We start from the raw sequence: 17,806 nt of genomic DNA, 5'->3' as shown, positions 1-17,806 counted from the left end.
CCGCCGGCTCAGTCGACGACGGCGCCCGGGTTGAGGTTGCGGCCCGGGTCGACCCCGGCGAACAGCGCGCCGATGACCTCCACCCCCGCCTGCGAGACGTCCTCGGCGATCCACGGCTTGTGCTCGCGGCCCACCGCGTGGTGGTGCGACAGCGTCCCGCCGTTGTCGATGAACGCCTGCTGGATGGCGCCCTTGACGATGTCGTACGCCTCCAGGCCGTCGCGGTCGGCCGGCGGCTGGAACGCGAACGTGAAGTACTGGCAGGCGCCGATGTGGTAGCTGTGCGAGAGGTGGCAGAACACGAAACCCCGCGTGCCGACCTCCGCGAACGCCTTCTGCGCGGCCGCGACCACGTTGTCGTGCAACGTCTTCAGCGTCGCCCACGACGAGGACGTCTCCGACACGTCCCCGTACGCGCCGCGGTCGAGGATGAAGTCGCGGATGTAGGGGGTGTCGAACTTCTTCTGGTCGTACAGCGTCCCCGGCCCGGACCCGACGCCGAAGCCGCCGTGCCGCTTGACGATCTCGCCGACGAGCTGCTTCTGGCGCTTGACGTGCGCCGAGGAGCCCTCGTACCCGATGAACGACAGGCACATCCTCGACAGGTCGAAGCCCTTGCGCTTGCTGGCGTACAGCTTCACCGCGCGGTTCAGCAGCTGCGAGACGCGGCTGCCCTTCTTCGAGGTCGCCATCGTGAACTGCGTCTCCATCTCGTCGGAGACGCGGGTGATGCTCGGCGAGGCGTCCGAGGCCGCGATGTCGTGCATGGCGGCCAGGCCGCTGCCGTAGTCGGGGAAGAAGTACGCCAGGATCACGCGCTCCTCGGCCAGGCGGTGCACCTGCACCGTCGCCTCGGTGATCAGGCCCAGGCGGCCCTCGCTGCCCAGGACCATCTCGCGCAGGCTCGGGCCGGCCGACTGCACCGGCACGCGCCGCGTCGCCAGGACGCCCTTGGGGGTGACCACCCGCACCGCGCGAGTGATGTCGGCGATGTCGCCGAAGCGGTCGGACTGCATGCCCGAGGAGCGGGTGGCGATCCAGCCGCCGAGCGTGGAGTGCTTGAAGCTGTCGGGGAAGTGCCCCAGCGTCCAGCCGCGGGCGTTGAGCTGCTCCTCCAGGTCCGGGCCCAGGGCGCCGGCCTGGATGCGCGCCAGCTGCGAGGTCTCGTCGACCTCCAGGACCAGGCGCAGCCGGCCCATGTCCACCGACACCACCGGGCGCGTCTCCTCGCGCGGCGCCTCGAGGCTGCCGACGATGTTGGAGCCGCCGCCGAACGGGATGACGACCGCGTCGTGCTCCAGCGCCGCGCGCAGCACGGCCTCCACCTGGGCCTCGTCGCCCGGGTAGACGACCAGGTCGGGCAGCCGGCCGAAGTCGCCGCGGCGGATGCGCACCAGGTCGCGCATGCTCTTGCCGTAGCAGTGCACGACGCGGTCCAGGTCGTCGTCGTGGACGTGCTCGGCGCCCACGGCCGCGGTGAAGGCCTCGCGCAGCGCGGCGGGCGCCTGCGGCGCCGGGACGGTCAGCTCGCTCAGCTCCGGCACGCGCACCGGGGGGGCGTCGAAGTCGATGCCCGCCATCCGCCGGGCGAAGGGCGCCAGGGCCGGCTTGTCCTCGTGGTGGAAGGCGACGCCCTCCTGGCCCCAGCCGTACCACTTCATGTGCTCGACCACTGCGTCTCCCCGCTCCCCCGCCCTGCCGGGCGGCCGTGCTGCCTGCTCGCTGCGCTGACCGGCAGAGCGTACGCGCGCCGTCCGACACGGGGGGCGCTCAGGCGGACGGGCCCGAGCGCCCCGCCAGCCAGCGCACGGCCACCGCGTACCCGTCGGTGCCCATCCCCGCGACGACCGCGGTCGCCACCGGCGAGACGTAGGAGTGGCGGCGGAAGTCCTCGCGCGCGTGCACGTTCGACACGTGCAGCTCCACCAGCCCCGCGCTCAGCTCCGCGCACGCGTCGCGCAGGGCCACCGACGTGTGCGTCCACGCCGCCGGGTTCAGCACGACGGGCACCCGCTCGTCGGCGGCCCCGTGGACCCAGCCGAGCATCTGCGCCTCGTCGTTGGTCTGCCGCAGCTCCACCTCCACGCCCAGCTCGGCGGCCAGGCGCTGCAGCTGCGCGTCCACGTCGGCCAGCGTCGTCGTGCCGTAGACCTCCGGCTGGCGGACGCCGAGGCGGTCGAGGTTGGGGCCGTTGAGCACCAGGATGCGCACGGCGCGACGCTACCGCCGCCCCGCCCGCCGACGCCCCGTCCGCCCCCGTCCGCCCCGCCGGCGCCCGGGCGCCGTGCTCGTGTCGGAGCCGGCTGCCAGGGTCCGCCCCGTGCCGCCCACCGCTCCCGCCGCCCCGCAGCCGCCCGACGAGCGCACCGGCCAGGCGCCGCCGTTCCGCTGCTTCGGCACGGGCGACGCGCTGTACGAGCGCTACCACGACACCGAGTGGGGGCGGCCGGTGCGCGGGGACGCCGCCGTCTACGAGCGGCTGGTCCTGGAGGGCTTCCAGTCCGGGCTCAGCTGGATCACCGTGCTGCGCAAGCGGGAGGCGTTCCGCGCCGCCTTCGCCGGCTTCGACCCGGCCGTCGTCGCCGGGTACGGCGAGCAGGACGTCGAGCGGCTGCTCGCCGACGCGGGCATCGTCCGCAACCGCGCCAAGGTCGAGGCCGCGGTCACCGGCGCCCGCGCGACGCTGCGGCTGGCGGAGGAGGGGCCCGGCCTGTCCGAGCTCGTCTGGTCCCACGCCCCCGCACCCGGCCGGCCCGTGCCCCGCGTCCCGGCGGACGTGCCGTCGACGACGCCGGAGTCGGTGGCGCTGGCGGCGGCGCTCAAGCGCGCGGGCTTCCGGTTCGTCGGGCCGACCACCGCGTACGCGGCGATGCAGGCGCTCGGCGTCGTGGACGACCACCTGGCCGCCTGCCCCGCCCGCGGCGGGGGCCGGTGAGCGCCCGCCGGGGCGCTCCCAGCGGCCCCGCCACCCCCGCGGCGTCACGTCGTGGCGACAGCGTGGGAGGATCGTGTCCGACGTCACGGCAGCCGCGGGTCCGCGAGGCACGGCGCCGGGAGACCAACACCGCACAGACAGAGGGGTAGGCGCGTGGACGAGCGCAAGCGTGTCGTCATCGTCGGAGGCGGCTTCGCCGGGCTGTACGCCGGGCGCAAGCTCGAGAAGCTGCTGCCGGCCGGGACGACCGAACTGGTCATCATCAGCCCGACGGACCACCTCACGTACAGCCCGCTGCTGCCCGACGTGACGGCCTCGGTGCTCGAGCCGCGCCACGTCGCGGTCTCGCTGCGCCAGGCGCTGCCGAAGCACCGGCTGGTCGTCGGCCACGCCACCTCGGTGGACCTGGAGGCCAAGACCGTCACCGTCTCGCGCAGCGAGCGCGGCCAGGTGGACGAGGGCACGCAGGTCATCTCCTACGACCGGCTGCTGCTGGCGCCGGGCTCCATCACCCGCCGCTTCCCCATCCCCGGGGTGTCGGAGTCCGCGCGCGGCGTGAAGACCATCACCGAGGCCGCGTTCGTGCGCGACCACCTGCTCTCGCAGCTGGACGCCGCCGACTCGCTGCCCTCCGACCCCCGCTTCGACGCCGAGCGCGCCGAGCGCATGACGGTCGTGGCGGTCGGCGCCGGCTACACCGGCACCGAGATCGTCGCCCAGACGCACCGCTGGCTGACCCGCGTGGCCGACCGCTGGAGCAACATCGACGTCAAGGACGTCCGCTGGCTGCTCATCGACGTCGCCCCCGCCGTCCTGCCCGAGCTCGGCCCCCGCCTGGGCGAGTACGCCCTCGGCAAGCTCAAGGGCCGCGGCATCGACATCCGCCTCGGGGTCTCCGTGGCCAGCGTCGAGGGCAACGTCATCAACCTCACCGACGGCACCCCGGTGCCCTCGCGCACCCTCATCTGGGGCGCCGGCATCGTCGCCAACCCGCTCATGGGCACCCTCGGCCTGCCGCTGGACCGCGGCCGCCTCGTCGTCGACGCGCAGATGCGCGCCGCCGACGACGTGTGGGCCGTCGGTGACGCCGCCGCGACGCCGGACCTCGCCAAGGAGAAGCCGGCGGACGGCCCGCAGCCCGTCACCCCGCCCACCGCGCAGCACGCGCAGCGCCAGGGCACCCAGGTCGGCAAGAACATCGCCGCCAGCCTCGGGGTCGGCATCGCCAAGGACTACGTCCACAAGGACCTCGGCCTCGTGGCCGACCTCGGTGGCACCACCGCCGTGGCCAAGCCGCTGGGTGTCGAGCTCACCGGCCTGCCCGCCAAGATCGTGGCGCGCGGCTACCACCTGTACGCGCTGCCCAGCATGGCCAACCGGGTCCGCGTCCTCACCGACTGGGCGCTGCACGCGCTGCTGCCGGTGCAGGCCGTCGCGCTGAACCAGACCCGTCCGGAGGACGCGCTGATCACCACGGCGCAGAACACGGACATCTACCCCAAGGCCGAGGACAAGCCGAAGGTCGGCTGACCCCGGCACGGCCGGTCAGGAGGGGCGCACCCCGCGCGGGTGCGCCCCTCCTGCGCGTCCGGGCGCCGGTGAGCGCAGCCGGTCAGCGCAGCCGGTCGGCCAGGCCCGAGGCCCGCGCCAGGGGCCGGCGCACCGCCGCCTCGACGGCCTCCGCCGAGCCGACGAGCCGCACCCGGGCCCGCGCGCGCGTCAGCGCCGTGTAGAGCATCTCCCGGGTCGCCAGCGGGGAGGTCGCCGGCGCGGCGACCACGGTGACGGCCGCGAACTGCGAGCCCTGGCTGCGGTGGACCGTCATGGCGTGCAGGACGTCCAGATCCGCCAGCCGCGACAGCGGCACCACCTGCGGGCCGCTCCCCCGCGCCACGGCGACGACGAGGTCGCCGCCGCGCCCGCCGCCCGCGCCGGCACGCTCCAGGACGACACCCGTGTCGCCGTTGAAGACGCCCGTCGCCGGGTCGTTGGCCGTCACGAGCACCGGCATGCCGACGTAGCGGCCGTCGGGGCGGGGCCGCACCCCGACCTCCTCCACCGCCCACCGGTGCGCCAGCGCTGTCCAGTGCGCCACCCCGCGCGGGCCGCGCCGGTGCGCGCACAGCACCCGGTGGGCGTCCATCGCGACCAGCGCGCCCTCCGCGTCCCCGGCCCGGGCCGCGGTCACGACGGCCGCCACGCGCTCGAGGACCTCCGCGCGCACGGCCTCCAGCGCCGGGCCCGCCACCGGCTCGTCCTCGGGCACCTCGTGGAACTCCACGGCCGGCTCGCCGGAGCGCAGCACCTCCAGGGCCCGCTCCGCGTCGCCGTCGCGCACCGCCGCCGCCAGCGCCGCGATGGCGCCGCCCTCGGCGAAGCGGTGCGTCGTGCGCAGGAGGACGACCCCGTCGGCGACCGACCCGCCCGCCGCGCCGTCTCGGTCCGGGAGCGCGCCGGCGTCCGGGGCGGCGTCCGGGGCGGCGTCCGGGGCGGCGTCCGGGGCGGCGTCCGGGGCGGCGTCCGGGGCGGCGTCCGGGGACGGCGCGGCCGCGCCCGGGGACGCCGCGTCGTGAGGCACGTCGTGGGGGACGACCCGCGCGAGGCGCGCGGTCGAGGCCGCGCTGCGCGGCACCGCGCGCGCCGGCGCGACGAGGTCGGCCAGGACGGCGCCCACCTCCACCGACGCCAGCTGGTCCGGGTCACCGACGAGGACCAGCCGCGCGGTCGGGCGCAGGGCGGCCAGCAGCCGGGCGACGACCCCCAGCCCCACCATCGACGCCTCGTCGACGACGACGACGTCGTGGGGCAGGCGGTGCTCGGCGTCGTAGCGGGCGCGCACGGACCCGGGCCGCATCCCCAGCAGCCGGTGCAGGGTGGACGCCCGCAGGCCACCGAGGAAGGCGGCGTCCTCGCCGGTGAACACCCCGTCGGGGTCGTCGCGGGCCGCCGTGGTGACGGCCTCGGTGAGCCGGGCGGCGGCCTTGCCGGTGGGCGCGGCCAGCGCCACGCGCGGCGGGGACCCGGCGGGCGCCAGCGCGCGCAGGGCCGCCGCCAGGCGCGCCACGGTGGTCGTCTTGCCGGTGCCGGGGCCGCCGCCGAGGACCGCCACGCCGGAGGTGAGGCAGACGGCGGCGGCCAGGCGCTGGTCGTGCGCCGCCTCCCCCGGCCACAGGCGGGCCAGCACGTCGCGGGCCGCGTCGGCGTCCAGGTCCGGCACCCGCGCCGCGCGCCGGCGCAGGTCGTCGGCGACGGCCACCTCCTGCCGCCAGTAGCGGTCCAGCCAGATCCCGCCGTCGTGCCAGCGCAGCGGTGGCGCGGCCCCACCCGCTCCGCCGTCGGCGGCGGTCCCGTCGAGCTGCCCGGGCGCGGTCATGCAGCTGCCGCGCACGGCGGCGGCCCAGGCGCCCGGCTCCGGCCAGTCGACCTCGACGGCCCGCGCCTGCCCCGTGTCGTCGGTGTCCTCGGCCACCACGGACGCGGCGACGTCGGCCAGCCGCAGCACCACGGAGCCCTGCCGCAGCGCGCGCACGGCCAGCGCGGCGGCCAGGAGGACGCGCTCGTCGTCCTCCCCGCACACGGCCCCCAGGCGGGTCGCGACGTGCACGTCGGCCGCGTGCAGGACGCCGAGGTCGTTGAGGCGGCGCAGGGCCCCCGTGGCGCGCAGCGCCAGGCGCGCGCCGCGGTCCGGCTCGCCCGCGGCGGTGCCGGGCACGGACCCCGAGCCGCCCGGGGCGGCGGCCGCGAGGACGGGGGCGGTGGTCACGGGCGCCTCCCGGCGAGCAGGTCGGACAGGTCCAGCACGAGGGCCGCCGGCGGGCGCCACGACCACACCCCGGGCGGCGCCTGGCCGGGCTCGGCCTCCACGCCGGGCCCGCACATGCCGCGCAGGAACAGGTACAGCACCCCGCCGAGGTGGACCTCCGGGTCGTAGCCGGGCTGGCGCCAGCGCAGGTAGCGGTGCAGCGCCACGCAGTACAGCAGCGCCTGCAGCGGGTAGTGCGCCTCGCGGACGGCCTCGTCGAGCGCGGCGCGGCGGTAGTGCCAGGCGGTGAGCGCCTCCCCCGGCCCGGCCAGGCGGTTGGTCTTGTGGTCGACGACGAGGTACCGCGCGGAGGCGCCCGTACCGCGCCGCAGCACCGCGTCGATCGAGCCGGTGAGGTACCCGGAGACCACCTCGGCGGCCAGCACCGGTTCCTCCAGCGCCTCGGCGTAGGGGCGCACGGGGTCGTCGGCGCCGAGGTGGCGGCGCAGCAGGTCCGCGACCTCGCCCAGGCGCGGCGGCGCCCCGGCGCGCTGGCCGGCGCGGTCCCCGCCGGCCAGCGGCAGCTCGAACTCCAGCTCGGCGAGGCGGTCGGCCACGGGGACGTCCTGCCAGGCGACGCCGTCGGCGAGCGGGCCCAGCCCGGTGGCCAGGGCGGCGGGCAGCGCGTCGGCCAGCGGCTCGGCGAGCGCGCCGGCGTCCTGCGCGCGGGCCAGGGCGGCCAGGTGGGTGCGGCGGTCGGGCACGGCGGGGTCGAAGTGCTCCAGCACGCCGTGCACGACGGTGCCGAAGCCCGCGCCGCCGGGCAGGTCGGCCATCGGGGACGGCACGGCGTGCCACGCCTCCTCCCGGGCGCCGGTGGGGCGGGCGGCGGTGCCGGCGTCCTCGACGTCGCCCTCGTCGTCGCGCGCACCCCGCTCGACCTCGCTGGCGACGGGCCGGGCCGGCCGCGGGGACGTGGCCGGGAGCGGGCCCGGCGCGCCGCCGGCGGGGTGGGCGGCCTCGTGCGCGGCGCGGGTCAGGCCCGAGTAGGAGGTCCGCCGCCACGCCGCGTCGAGGTCGCGGTCGAAGGAGGCGGGCGCCAGGGCGGCGACCTCCTCCCGCGGCGGGGTGTACGTCGCGGTGCCAAGCGGACCGACGGGCACCACCCGCACGCCGGAGCCGTGGTGCTGGTAGGTGCCGAGGCGGGCCAGCACCTCCGCGTCGCCCGGCAGCGGCACCGTCCGCGGCGGGTGGGCGGGGTCGTCGGCGAGCAGCAGCCGGTGCAGCGGGCTGCCGGGGGTCGTCGAGGACGGCGCCCACCACACGAGCAGGCGCGAGACCGCCCGGGTCAGGGCCACGTACAGCAGCCGCAGCTCCTCCCCGGCCCCCTCGGCGTCCTCGGCCGCGCACACCTCCGCCAGCCCCGGGCTGCCGGGCCCGCCGACGTGCAGGACGCGGGCGCCGTCGGGGCCGTGCGCCACGGGCAGGCGGTCGCGCGGGCCGCCGCCGGGCTCGTCCCAGGCGAACGGGACGAGGACGACCTCGAACTCCAGGCCCTTGCTGGCGTGCACGGTCGCCACCTGCACGGCCGCCCGGTCGGTGTCCAGGCGCCGCGAGCGCTCCTGGTCCAGGTCCCCGGCCGCCTCCTCGACGCGCGCGCGCAGCCACGACAGCAGGCTGGCCAGCCCCAGGCCCAGCCGCAGCGCCTCGGCGTGCAGGGTCTCGGCGATGTGCCGCAGGTCGGTCAGCAGCCGCTCGCCGCCCTCCAGCGCCAGGAGCCGCTCGGCCAGCCGCTGCTCCTCGGCCACCGCGGCGAACAGCCCGGCCACCCCGCGCGCGGCCAGCACGGGCGCCCACGCGCGCAGCCGCTCGGCCTGCGCGTCGGTCAGCGCGGCGCCGTCGGCGGCCAGCCGGGCCGCGTCGGCGCCGACGAACGACGACAGCGCCAGCCGGCGCACCCGCGGCGCGCGGTGCGGCTGCTCCAGGGCCTCCAGCAGGCACAGCCAGTCCCGGGCCGCGGGCGTGCCGAACACGCTCGGGCCGCGGGCCAGCACGCACGGCACCCCGCGGCGGCGCAGCGCCTCCTGCACGAGCACCGCCTGCGGGCGGGTGCGCACGAGGACGGCCACGTCACCGGGGCTCAGCGGCCGGGGCCGGGCAGCGGCGTCGTCGCGGGGGCGGCGCACCTGCGCGCCGGAGGCGAGCACCTCCACCACCTGCTCGGCGACGTCCGCGGCGACCGCGGCGCGCACCGCGCCCACCACGGGCAGGCCCTGGGCGCGGGTGGTGGGCAGCCCCGTGCGCGGCAGCACCCGCAGCTGGACCGGTGCCGGGTCGGCCGGCAGCAGGGCCGCGACCTCGTGGGCGGCGCGCACCCCGCGCACGACGATGCCCTCCTCGCCGAGGACCGCCCCGCGCAGCAGGCCCTGCACCCCGTCCAGCAGGGCCGGGTCGCTGCGGAAGTTGGTGCCCAGGGTGGCGCGGGCGTCGGCGGCGCCGGCGGCCTCGAGGTAGGTGCGCACGTCCGCGCCGCGGAAGGCGTAGATCGCCTGCTTCGGGTCGCCGATGAGCACCAGCGGCACGTGCCCGTGGAACGCCCGGCGCAGCACCTCCCACTGCACGCCGTCGGTGTCCTGGAACTCGTCGACCAGGACGACGCGGTAGCGGCTGCGCAGCCGCTCGCGGGCCACGGGACCGGTCACCGGGTCGGCCAGGGCCTCGCCCAGCAGCACGAGCAGGTCGTCGAAGCTGAGCGTGCGCTGCGACTCCTTGCGCCGCTGCACCTCCGCGCGCACGGCCGCGGCGAAGCGCACCCGCAGGTCCGCGGGCGAGCCGGGCGTCCGCGAGGCCGGCTCCAGCCGCGCGAGCGGGTGGGCGACGGCGGCGCGCGCCACCGCGAGGGCGGCGTCGCGGTCGAAGGGGACGGCACCCGCGCCGGTGCGCTCGGCGTAGCCGGCGAAGCGCAGGTACAGGTCGTCGCAGACCTGCTCCAGCACGTCGGACAGGTCCTCCACGAGGACGGCGCCGGGGTCGACGTGCGCGCCGGTGCCCAGGCCGGTGAGGACCTGCTGGCAGAACTGGTGCAGCGTGGCGACGGTCGCCGCGTCGAAGGACGCCACGGCCGCCGCGAGCCGCGCGCGCCGCTGCGCGACCACCTCGTCGTCCGCGTCCCCGCCCGGCTGCGCGAGGGCGCGCACCACCGGGTCGCGGTGCCGGCGGGCGGCGGCGGGGTCGGCCAGGGCGTCGCGGGCGGCGACCAGGCGCTCGCGCACGCGGCTGCGCAGCTCGCCGGTGGCGGCGCGGCCGAAGGTGACGACCAGCAGCTCCTCCACGCGGGCGGCGCCCTCGGCGACGTAGCGGGTGACCAGCCCGGCGATCGTGTACGTCTTGCCGGTGCCGGCGCTGGCCTCCAGGACGGTGGTGCCGCGCGGCAGCGGCCCGGTCAGGTCGAAGACGGGGACGTCCCCGGCCAGGCCCCCCGACAGGCCCCCGGGCGTGGCCGCGGCGGTGCCGGCGCTCACGCGGCCCACGTCCGCTGGGTGCGCAGCAGCGGCTGCCACACGCGCCGGCACAGCTCGTCGAAGCCGCCGGGCGTGCCGGACGGGGCGTCCGGCGGCGGACGCCAGTCGCGCAGCGCGGCGAACGGCGCGGACTCGCCCCAGACGAGCCGGTGCTCCTCGTCGGCGTCCTCGCGGGGCCAGCCGTACCCGGACACCCACTCCTTGGCGGCCAGCGCCTCGCACGTGGCGGTGGAGGTCCCGCGGGCACGGGCGGCGGCGTAGGCGCCGGCGGTGGCGACCGGCAGGGGCAGCGGCACGCACAGGCCCACCCGGCGCAGGGCGACGAGGTCGGCGAGCAGCTCGCGCGCCGCCTCGGCGGGCACCGGGCCGAACGCGGTGGTGCTGACGCCGTCGCGGTCACCGCGCCCGACGACGACGGCGGTCCAGGACCGGCCGGGGTGCGCGGCGGACAGGGCCAGCAGCTCCACCCACGCGCGCAGCCGCTGCTTGGCGCGCACCGAGGAGTAGGTGACGGTGAGGGCGACCGGGCCCGGCGCGCCGCCCGCGACCTCCCCGGCGACCTCCCGAACCCCGCGTACCGCGCCGGTCAGGCGGGTGCCACCCGGCAGGTCGACCTCGACGTCGACGGAGGACGGCACCCCCGCCGCCGGTGCCCACGCGGCCGCGGCCGCGGCGATCCGGTCGGCGCGCGCGCCCACCCGGCGCAGCACGGCGGTGCCCAGCAGACCGGGCGGCAGGTCCCCGCGGGCCCGCTCCAGCTGCACGACCCGGGCCGGGTCGGTGCCGGCGAGCCGGGCGCGCAGCACGCGGTCCCCCACCGCCCACTCGCGCAGGCCGTCCAGCGCCACGGGCAGGGCGTCCTCGGGCCCCTCCTCGCGCGCGGCCGCGCCGACCTCGAGGCGCTGGCGCAGCAGCCCGCGCACGGGGTGCTGCCAGAACTGCACGAGCGCGTCGAGGTCGAGGTCGCGCAGCTCGTCGTCCTCCGGGGGCGGCAGGGCGGCCGGCAGCAGGGCCGGCACCGGCCGCGGGGGCAGCTGCGCGGCCCGCGCGCCGGCGTGGGCGGCGGTGTCGAAGCTGGCGGCGCGGTCGGCGCCCAGGGCGCCGGGGACGAAGTTGCGCGGGTCGGTCGGCTGCAGCGGGTGCTGGACCACGACGCGGTCGCGGACCCGGCCGCCGCCGGGCACGGTGGCGGAGGCGTCGAGGGCGTCCAGCAGCTCCCCCACCGGCACGGCGGGCGGCACGGGGGCCCCGGTGCGCACGTCGCAGCCGCTGTGCAGGACGACGAGGTGCTGCCCCGCGGCGCCGACGGCGTCCAGGAGCACCTGCCGGTCCTCGCTGCGCGGATCGCGGTCGCCCACGTGCGGGTCGCGGGCCAGCAGGTCGTCGGCGTCGGCGCGCACGACGCGCGGGAAGGCGCCGTCGTCCAGGCCGAGCAGCACCACGACGCGGTGCGGCACGGCCCGCATCGGCACCATCGTGCACACGGTGACCGCGCCGGTGCGGAACCCGGCGCGCTGGGGGCGGCCCGCGAAGCGGGCGGTGAGCAGGGCGGTGACGTCGGCCAGCGTCACCGGCGCGCTGCCGGCGCGCGCGGCCTCGTCGCGCACGGCGGCCAGCTCGCGCCGCAGCTGCGCCTGCTGCCAGGCGCCGTCGCGGGGGACGTCGGTCAGCGCGAGCACCGCCGCGGCCAGCGCGTCGCACCAGTCGGCGACGGGCCGAGCGCCCGACAGGTCCAGCACGGCGGTCTCCAGGCGGTCCAGCAGCTCGGCGAACACGCCGGCCAGCTCCACCCGGCTGGACTCCACGTCGTCCAGGGGCACGACGGCCTCGTCGCCGCCGGCCAGCAGCAGCCCGCCGCCCTCGGCGCCGCCGACCGCCACGCCCGTCAGCAGGCGGTCCAGCCCCGCGCGCCAGGAGCCCTGCGCCAGGTGCCCCAGCTGCCAGGCGTCGCGGTGCCCGGCGCCCAGCCCCCAGTGCACGCCCGCGCCGACCGTCCAGTCCCGCAGGCCCTCCAGGGCGTCGTCGTCCAGGCCGAAGCGCAGCCGCACGGGCTCCAGCCCGGCCAGGTCGAGGACCTCGGTGGCGCCGACGCGGCCGCCGGCCAGCGCCAGCAGGCGGGTCGCCACCCCCAGCAGCGGGTTGGTCTGCAGCGGCGAGCGGTCGGCGACGGTGACCCGCAGGGCGGCGCCCGGGTGGTCGCCGGCGCCGAACACGGCGCCCACCAGGGGCGCGAAGACCTCCACGTCCGGGCACAGGACGACGACGTCGCGCGGCTGCAGCGTCGGGTCGTCGGCCAGAAGCCCCAGCAGCACCTCGCGCAGCACCTCCACCTGGCGGGCGCGGCCGTGGCAGGCGTGCACCTGCACGGACCGGTCGCCCGCGGCCAGCGGCGGCGGGTCGGCCGGCACCTCGTCGGCGGCCAGCTGCGCCCGCAGCCGCGCCAGCAGCGGCGCGTCCGGCGACAGGGCCGGCGAGGAGGCCGGCGGGACGGGGTCGTCGTGCAGGAGGTCGGCGTGGCCGGGAGCGGCCAGCGCCAGCCGCACCTGCAGCTCGCGCACGTCGCGGGCCAGGGACAGCAGCAGCGGGTGGCGCACGGCGCGCTGGTCCGGCTCCTCGCGCTCGGCGCGCCGCAGGCGGACGTCCCCGGGCGCGCCGAGGCCCGCGCGCACCGCCTCCCACAGCGCCGGGCCGGGGTGGTGCAGCCACAGGTGCGCCTCGCGGTGCTCGGCGAGCGCGGCGAGCACCGCGAGGCGCGCGGCCGCCAGCCGCGTGACGGCCAGGACGCTGAAGCGGCCGGGCAGGTCCGCGGCGGCGGGGTCGGCGCGCAGGCGCTCGCACGCGGGGCCGAGCAGCTCGGCCGGGTGCGGGACGCCGACGCGCTCGCGCACGCGGCGGAACAGCTCCGGCTGCCAGCGCAGGTCGGCGGGCACGGGACCGTCCTCGCCGCGCGCCCAGCCGGCCAGCAGGGCGGGCCGGGCGGCGCCGTACCGGGCCAGCAGCCCGGCGATCCGCTCGGCGGCGGCGATGCGCCGCACCCGCGGCGGGCCGCCGCCGTCGGCCGGGCGCAGGTGGTGGCGCAGCACCGCGAAGCGCTCGTCCGCGCCGGCCGGGCCGGTGAGGTCGTCGAGGACCTCCAGCACGTGCCAGGTGGCCGCGGCGGGCCGCCAGCCCTCGACGGCACCGGCGTGCTCGGGCCCCGCGGCGGCCAGGGCGTCGTCGAGCAGCTGCGCCGGGTCCGGCATGACGACGTTGGCGCACACCCCGTCGTCCGCGCCGCCCCACCCGTCGCCGCCCGCGCCGAGGTGGTGCGACAGGCGCTGCGCGACCCAGCGCTCGGTGCCGCGCGCGCCGACGGCGACGACCTCGGGGGCGAACGGGTCCGGCTGCGCGCCCGGTGCGGGCTCGCGCAGCAGGTCCGCGAGGGCGGCGACGAGGACGTCGGCGCTCGCGGAGCGGTGGACGTGCAGCACGCCCCCTGTCTAGCCGACGTCCACGACACGACGTCGCCGACACGACCGGCGACGGCTCGCCCGGCGGGACGCGACCGCGCCCGCCGGGCGTTGCGCCCGGTGATGCCCCCCGCCCAGCCCCCCGCCCGGCCCCGCGCCACGCCCCGCGCCACCCCGTCCGCCCCGCGTCCGCGCCTGGTGCTGCTGGACCGCTCCCGCACCCGCACCGGCGCGGACGACGCCGCGGCCGTGCGCGCGACGGTCCAGCGCGCGCGGGCCGCGGAGGCGCTGGGCTGGGACGGCTTCTGGGTCGCCGAGCACCACGGCGTGCCGGGGGTGGTCGGCCCGGCGCCCGCGGTGCTGCTCGCGGCGGTCGGGGCGGCCACCTCGCGCATCCGCCTCGGCTCCGGCGGCGTCATGCTGCCCCAGCACCCCCCGCTGGTGGTCGCCGAGCAGTTCGCGGTGCTGGCGGCGCTGCACCCGGGCCGCGTGGAGCTGGGCGTGGGCCGCTCGGTGGGCTTCACCGCGCCGGTGCGCCGGGCGCTGCGCACGCCGCCGGAGGCCGCCGACCGGTTCGCCGAGGACCTGCGCGAGCTGCTGGACCACCTGCACGGGCGCTCGCCGGTGACCGTGCGCCCGGCGGTGCCGCAGCCGCCGCAGGTCGTCGTGCTGGCCTCCCGCTCGGCGCTGGGCGCGGCGGCGGCGCTGGGGCTGCCCGTCGTGGTACCGGCGGGCGCCGACCCGGCCGCGACGGCGGCGGCCCTGGAAGGCTACCGGGCGGCGTTCGCCGGGCCGGGCGCGCCGCGGGCGGGTCTGCTGCTGGACGTCCTCGTCGCCGACAGCGCCGAGCGGGCGCGGCGCGAGCTGCTGCCGCAGGCGTGGTCGCTGGCGGTCTCCCGCACGCGCGGGGAGTTCCCGCCGCTGCCGGCGCCCGGCGAGGTCGACGAGGACGCCCTGCCCGGGCGCGCGCGCCGCGCCGTCGAGGAGGCGCTGGCGGCGACGGTGCACGGCACCGAGGAGGAGGTGGGCCCGCGCCTGGCGCACCTGCTGGAGCGCACGGGCGCGCAGGAGCTGGTGGTGGCCACGACGGTGCACGACCCGGAGCTGCAGGAGGAGTCCGACGCGCGGCTGGCCGACCTGCTGCTGGGCGGTGGGCGGTGAGGGTCCGGTGGCCGCGGCTCAGAAGTTGCGGCTGAGGGAGCGGCGGCGCACGAGCCGCTCGACGCGGTCGAACTCCCGGCGCAGCGGCTGGGAGCAGAACTCCCCGAGCGTCACCCCGGCGGCCAGCGCCAGCGCGGTGCCCAGCGCCTCCACGAGCAGGCCGAGGCCGGCGGAGGTGCCGCCGCCGACCAGCGTGTAGATGGCGCGGTAGATCGCCAGGCCGGGCAGCAGCGGCACGATGCCGCAGATGGAGACCACGACACCGGGCACCCCCCAGCGCCACGCGGTGCCCTCGGCGAGCAGCCCGACGACGAGGGCGGCCAGGCCCGTGGCGGCCAGCGGCCCGAACCCGAGCTCGCTGGTGGCCGAGAACGTCAGCCAGGCGAGCGCCCCGACGAGGCCGGACAGGACGACGGCGCGCACGTCGGCGTAGCCGGACACGGCCCAGGTCAGCGCCGCGCAGCCGGCGGCGGCGGCCTCCACGGCCAGCGGGTAGCCGCCGGTGGCGGCGAACGAGAGGTTCAGGCCGATGCCGGCGCGCTGGCCGAGGGCGAGGGCGCCGGCGATGCCGATGACCAGGCCCGTCGTCAGCAGCACCGTCTCGAAGGCGCGGGCGGCGGCGGTGACGTAGAAGCCGGAGATGGCGTCCTCGGCGGAGCCGACGAGGGACAGCCCGGCCAGCAGGACGACGATGCCGGAGCCGACGACGAGGGAGGGGCGCAGGCCGCCGACCCACTCGGGCAGGAACGGGTCCCACACGAGCAGCAGCAGCGCGACGGCGGTGGCGATCGCGGCGCCGGCGACCTGCTGGAAGAAGGCGGGCAGGCCGCGGCGGTTGGCGGCGGCCAGGACGAGCTGGATGAGGGCGGTGGTCGCGGCGGCGGCCAGCGCGACGGCCCAGCCGCCGCCGAGGAGGACGGCGACGGAGACGGCCAGGCCGACGGCGGCGGCGGTGGACACGCGGCGGCGGTAGCGGCGGCGCTGGCTGAGGGCGCGCTTGAGGCGGGCGGTGACCTCCTCGGCGTCCAGGCCGTCGCCGGCGTCGTGGGCCAGGTCGTACAGGCGGGACAGGCGGGAGTAGTCGGTGGCGCGCGCCCGCACGACGCGCACGGTGGTCAGCGGCGGGCGGTCCTCGGCGGCCGTGGAGACGATGACCGCGGTGAAGGTGATGTCGACCTGGGTGCTGGCCAGCCCGGCGCCGTGCGCGGCGCGCAGGGTGAGGGCGGTGACGTCGGCGGCGGGGGCGCCGCAGGACAGCAGCGCCTCGGCCATGCGCACGAGGGCGTCGAGGACCTGCAGCGCCTCCCGCTCGGTGAGGCGGCCGGCGACGACGGGCTCGGCGGGGCTCTCGTCGGGGGCGAGGGCGCTGACGAGGCGGTGGCGCAGGGCGGGCACCCAGCGGGCTCGGCCGCGCCGGGCGGACGGCGGGGCGGAGACGGGGTGGGCGCCCGCGGTGACGGGCGGGCCCGCCGGCGCACCGCTGCCGCCGTCACCGTCCTGGTCGACGTCGGGCGGCTCACCCGTCGGGTCGCCGGCCGGTCCGCCGGCACCGGCGTCCCGCTGCTCGTGCTCGCTCCCACGCCACACGTTGTCACTCTCCGTGAGCACTTGCGCCACGGGGCGACGGTACCGGCCGGCGGGCGCGCCCCCGCACCGCGGGTCGCCGCCACCGCCGGCGCGGGAAACACGGGGGCAACGCGAGCGACACAGCAGCTTCACAGCCGCGTGGTGGTGTGCGCCCATGACGCTGCCCGCCCCCGCCCGCCGCTCCCTCCTGCGCGCCGCCGCCGGCCTGTCCGCCGGCGCGGGCGCCCTCGCCGCCACCTCCGGCTCCGCGCACGCCCACCCCGGTCGCCGCGGCCGGCCGTGGGCGCCGCGCGTCCTGCAGTCCGGGCAGGGGCCGACCCGCGGCCTGTACGTGCCCAGCACCCCGGAGAACGTCCTGTGGGGCCGGCTGCCCAACCGCGACACCGAGCCCGTCGCCGTCGTCTCCTCCGGCGACGTCGTCACCCTCGACACCGTCTCCCACGAGGGGATCCTCGAGGACCAGGGGCAGGACCCCCGCGCCTACTTCAGCGGCTTCGGCGTGGCCGCCACCGACGTGCTCGACGACGCGGCGGCCATCGCCGCCACCGTCGCCCACGACGGGCCCGGCCCGCACGTGGTCAGCCGCCCCGTCGCCGTCACGGGTGCGCAGCCGGGCGACGTGCTGAAGGTGGAGGTCCTCGACCTGGCGCTGCGCGTGCCCTACGGCGTCCTGTCCAGCCGGCACGGGCGCGGAGCGCTGGTCGGGGAGTACCCCGACGCGTGGGCCGGCGACCCCGCGCTCGCGCAGTGGTTCAACAGCGGCGGCAACGTCAGCGTCTTCACGGCCGTGGAGGCCCGCGGCGGCGCGCTGGTCGGCGCGGTGCCCGGCCCGGTGCCCGCGCGCTTCCCGCTGGGCCCCTTCCTCGGCCTCATGGGCGTGGCCCGCGACACCTCCGCGCTCGTCGACTCCGTCCCGCCCACCGACGCCGGCGGCAACATGGACGTCAAGGACCTCACGGTCGGCTCGACGCTGTACCTGCCGGTGCGGGTGCCCGGCGCCATGTTCTCCGTCGGCGACCCGCACATGGCGCAGGGCCACGGCGAGGTGGCGCTGACCGCGATGGAGGGCTCGCTGCGCGCCACGCTGCGCCTGTCCGTGGTCCGCCCCGGCGACGGAGCGCCGGCCGCGGCGGCCGAGCTGCCCTTCGCCGAGACGCCCGAGCACTGGATCCCGATCGGCCTCAGCGACCCCGACGGGCCGGTCGACGGGCAGGGGACCGACCTGGACGAGGCGATGCGCACGGCGGTGCGGCAGTCGATGCGGTTCCTCACCGAGGACCTCGGCATGCCCGGCCCCCTCGCCTACGCCTACCTCAGCGCGGCCGCCGACTTCCACGTCTCGCAGGTCGTGGACCGCACGACGGGCGTGCACGCCACGATCCGCAAGGCGGACTTCGACGGCCTGCTCTGA

General features: G+C 78.6%; 10 protein-coding genes. 4 read left to right on the top strand and 6 right to left on the bottom strand.

Going from position 1 to position 17,806, the window contains the following annotated elements:
• Positions 1 to 8 precede the first annotated feature (8 nt).
• Both ACRYMY_RS07330 and aroQ read right to left on the bottom strand, forming a co-directional pair.
• Positions 9 to 1,673, bottom strand: a complete 1,665-nt coding sequence (locus tag ACRYMY_RS07330) for an FAD-binding oxidoreductase (protein WP_432546605.1) — start codon at positions 1,671 to 1,673, stop codon at positions 9 to 11.
• Positions 1,674 to 1,770: 97 nt separating this feature from the next.
• Positions 1,771 to 2,211: a type II 3-dehydroquinate dehydratase gene (gene aroQ, locus ACRYMY_RS07325; protein WP_432546604.1), complete on the bottom strand. Its 441-nt coding sequence runs from the start codon at positions 2,209 to 2,211 to the stop codon at positions 1,771 to 1,773.
• A 109-nt stretch (positions 2,212 to 2,320) separates the two neighbouring features.
• Here aroQ and ACRYMY_RS07320 point away from each other — a divergent pair, with 109 nt between their 5' ends.
• Complete coding sequence (locus tag ACRYMY_RS07320; protein ID WP_432546603.1) at positions 2,321 to 2,935, top strand: DNA-3-methyladenine glycosylase I; 615 nt, start codon at positions 2,321 to 2,323, stop codon at positions 2,933 to 2,935.
• A 153-nt stretch (positions 2,936 to 3,088) separates the two neighbouring features.
• Positions 3,089 to 4,465, top strand: coding sequence for an NAD(P)/FAD-dependent oxidoreductase (locus ACRYMY_RS07315; RefSeq protein WP_432546602.1), 1,377 nt, complete (start codon positions 3,089 to 3,091; stop codon positions 4,463 to 4,465).
• A gap of 82 nt (positions 4,466 to 4,547) precedes the next feature.
• On the opposite strand, the gene ACRYMY_RS07310 is transcribed toward ACRYMY_RS07315, so the two are convergent.
• From ACRYMY_RS07310 to recC, 3 genes are read right to left on the bottom strand one after another with little or no spacing between them, the layout of a single operon-like run.
• Positions 4,548 to 6,698: an AAA family ATPase gene (locus tag ACRYMY_RS07310; RefSeq protein WP_432546601.1), complete on the bottom strand. Its 2,151-nt coding sequence runs from the start codon at positions 6,696 to 6,698 to the stop codon at positions 4,548 to 4,550.
• Entirely contained in the window at positions 6,695 to 10,198 is a 3,504-nt protein-coding gene (locus ACRYMY_RS07305) for a UvrD-helicase domain-containing protein (RefSeq protein ID WP_432546600.1), read from the bottom strand. The genes ACRYMY_RS07310 and ACRYMY_RS07305 overlap by 4 nt, the downstream gene beginning before the upstream one ends.
• A complete protein-coding gene (gene recC, locus ACRYMY_RS07300) occupies positions 10,195 to 13,668 on the bottom strand; it encodes an exodeoxyribonuclease V subunit gamma (RefSeq protein ID WP_432546599.1) in 3,474 nt (1,157 codons plus the stop codon). The genes ACRYMY_RS07305 and recC overlap by 4 nt, the downstream gene beginning before the upstream one ends.
• 177 nt (positions 13,669 to 13,845) lie before the next feature.
• On the opposite strand from recC, the gene ACRYMY_RS07295 reads away from it, so the two are divergent.
• Positions 13,846 to 14,808, top strand: coding sequence for an MsnO8 family LLM class oxidoreductase (locus ACRYMY_RS07295; protein WP_432546598.1), 963 nt, complete (start codon positions 13,846 to 13,848; stop codon positions 14,806 to 14,808).
• Positions 14,809 to 14,826: 18 nt separating this feature from the next.
• On the opposite strand, the gene ACRYMY_RS07290 is transcribed toward ACRYMY_RS07295, so the two are convergent.
• On the bottom strand, positions 14,827 to 16,395 hold the full coding sequence (locus ACRYMY_RS07290) for a threonine/serine exporter family protein (protein WP_432546597.1): 1,569 nt from the start codon (positions 16,393 to 16,395) through the stop codon (positions 14,827 to 14,829).
• A 154-nt stretch (positions 16,396 to 16,549) separates the two neighbouring features.
• Here ACRYMY_RS07290 and ACRYMY_RS07285 point away from each other — a divergent pair, with 154 nt between their 5' ends.
• Positions 16,550 to 17,806, top strand: coding sequence for an acetamidase/formamidase family protein (locus ACRYMY_RS07285; protein ID WP_432546596.1), 1,257 nt, complete (start codon positions 16,550 to 16,552; stop codon positions 17,804 to 17,806).

The sequence above is a fragment of the Kineococcus haloalkalitolerans genome, assembly GCF_050871905.1.
Classification (GTDB): Bacteria; Actinomycetota; Actinomycetes; order Actinomycetales; family Kineococcaceae; genus Kineococcus.
Note: the sequence above shows the minus strand (reverse complement) of the source record. Positions and strands in the feature narration are given on the sequence as shown.

What these genes read in the sequence shown, in the direction of transcription:
- ACRYMY_RS07285 (WP_432546596.1), top strand. Translation starts at nt 16,550, where the DNA reads ATGACGCTGCCCGCCCCCGCCCGCCGCTCCCTCCTGCGCGCCGCCGCC.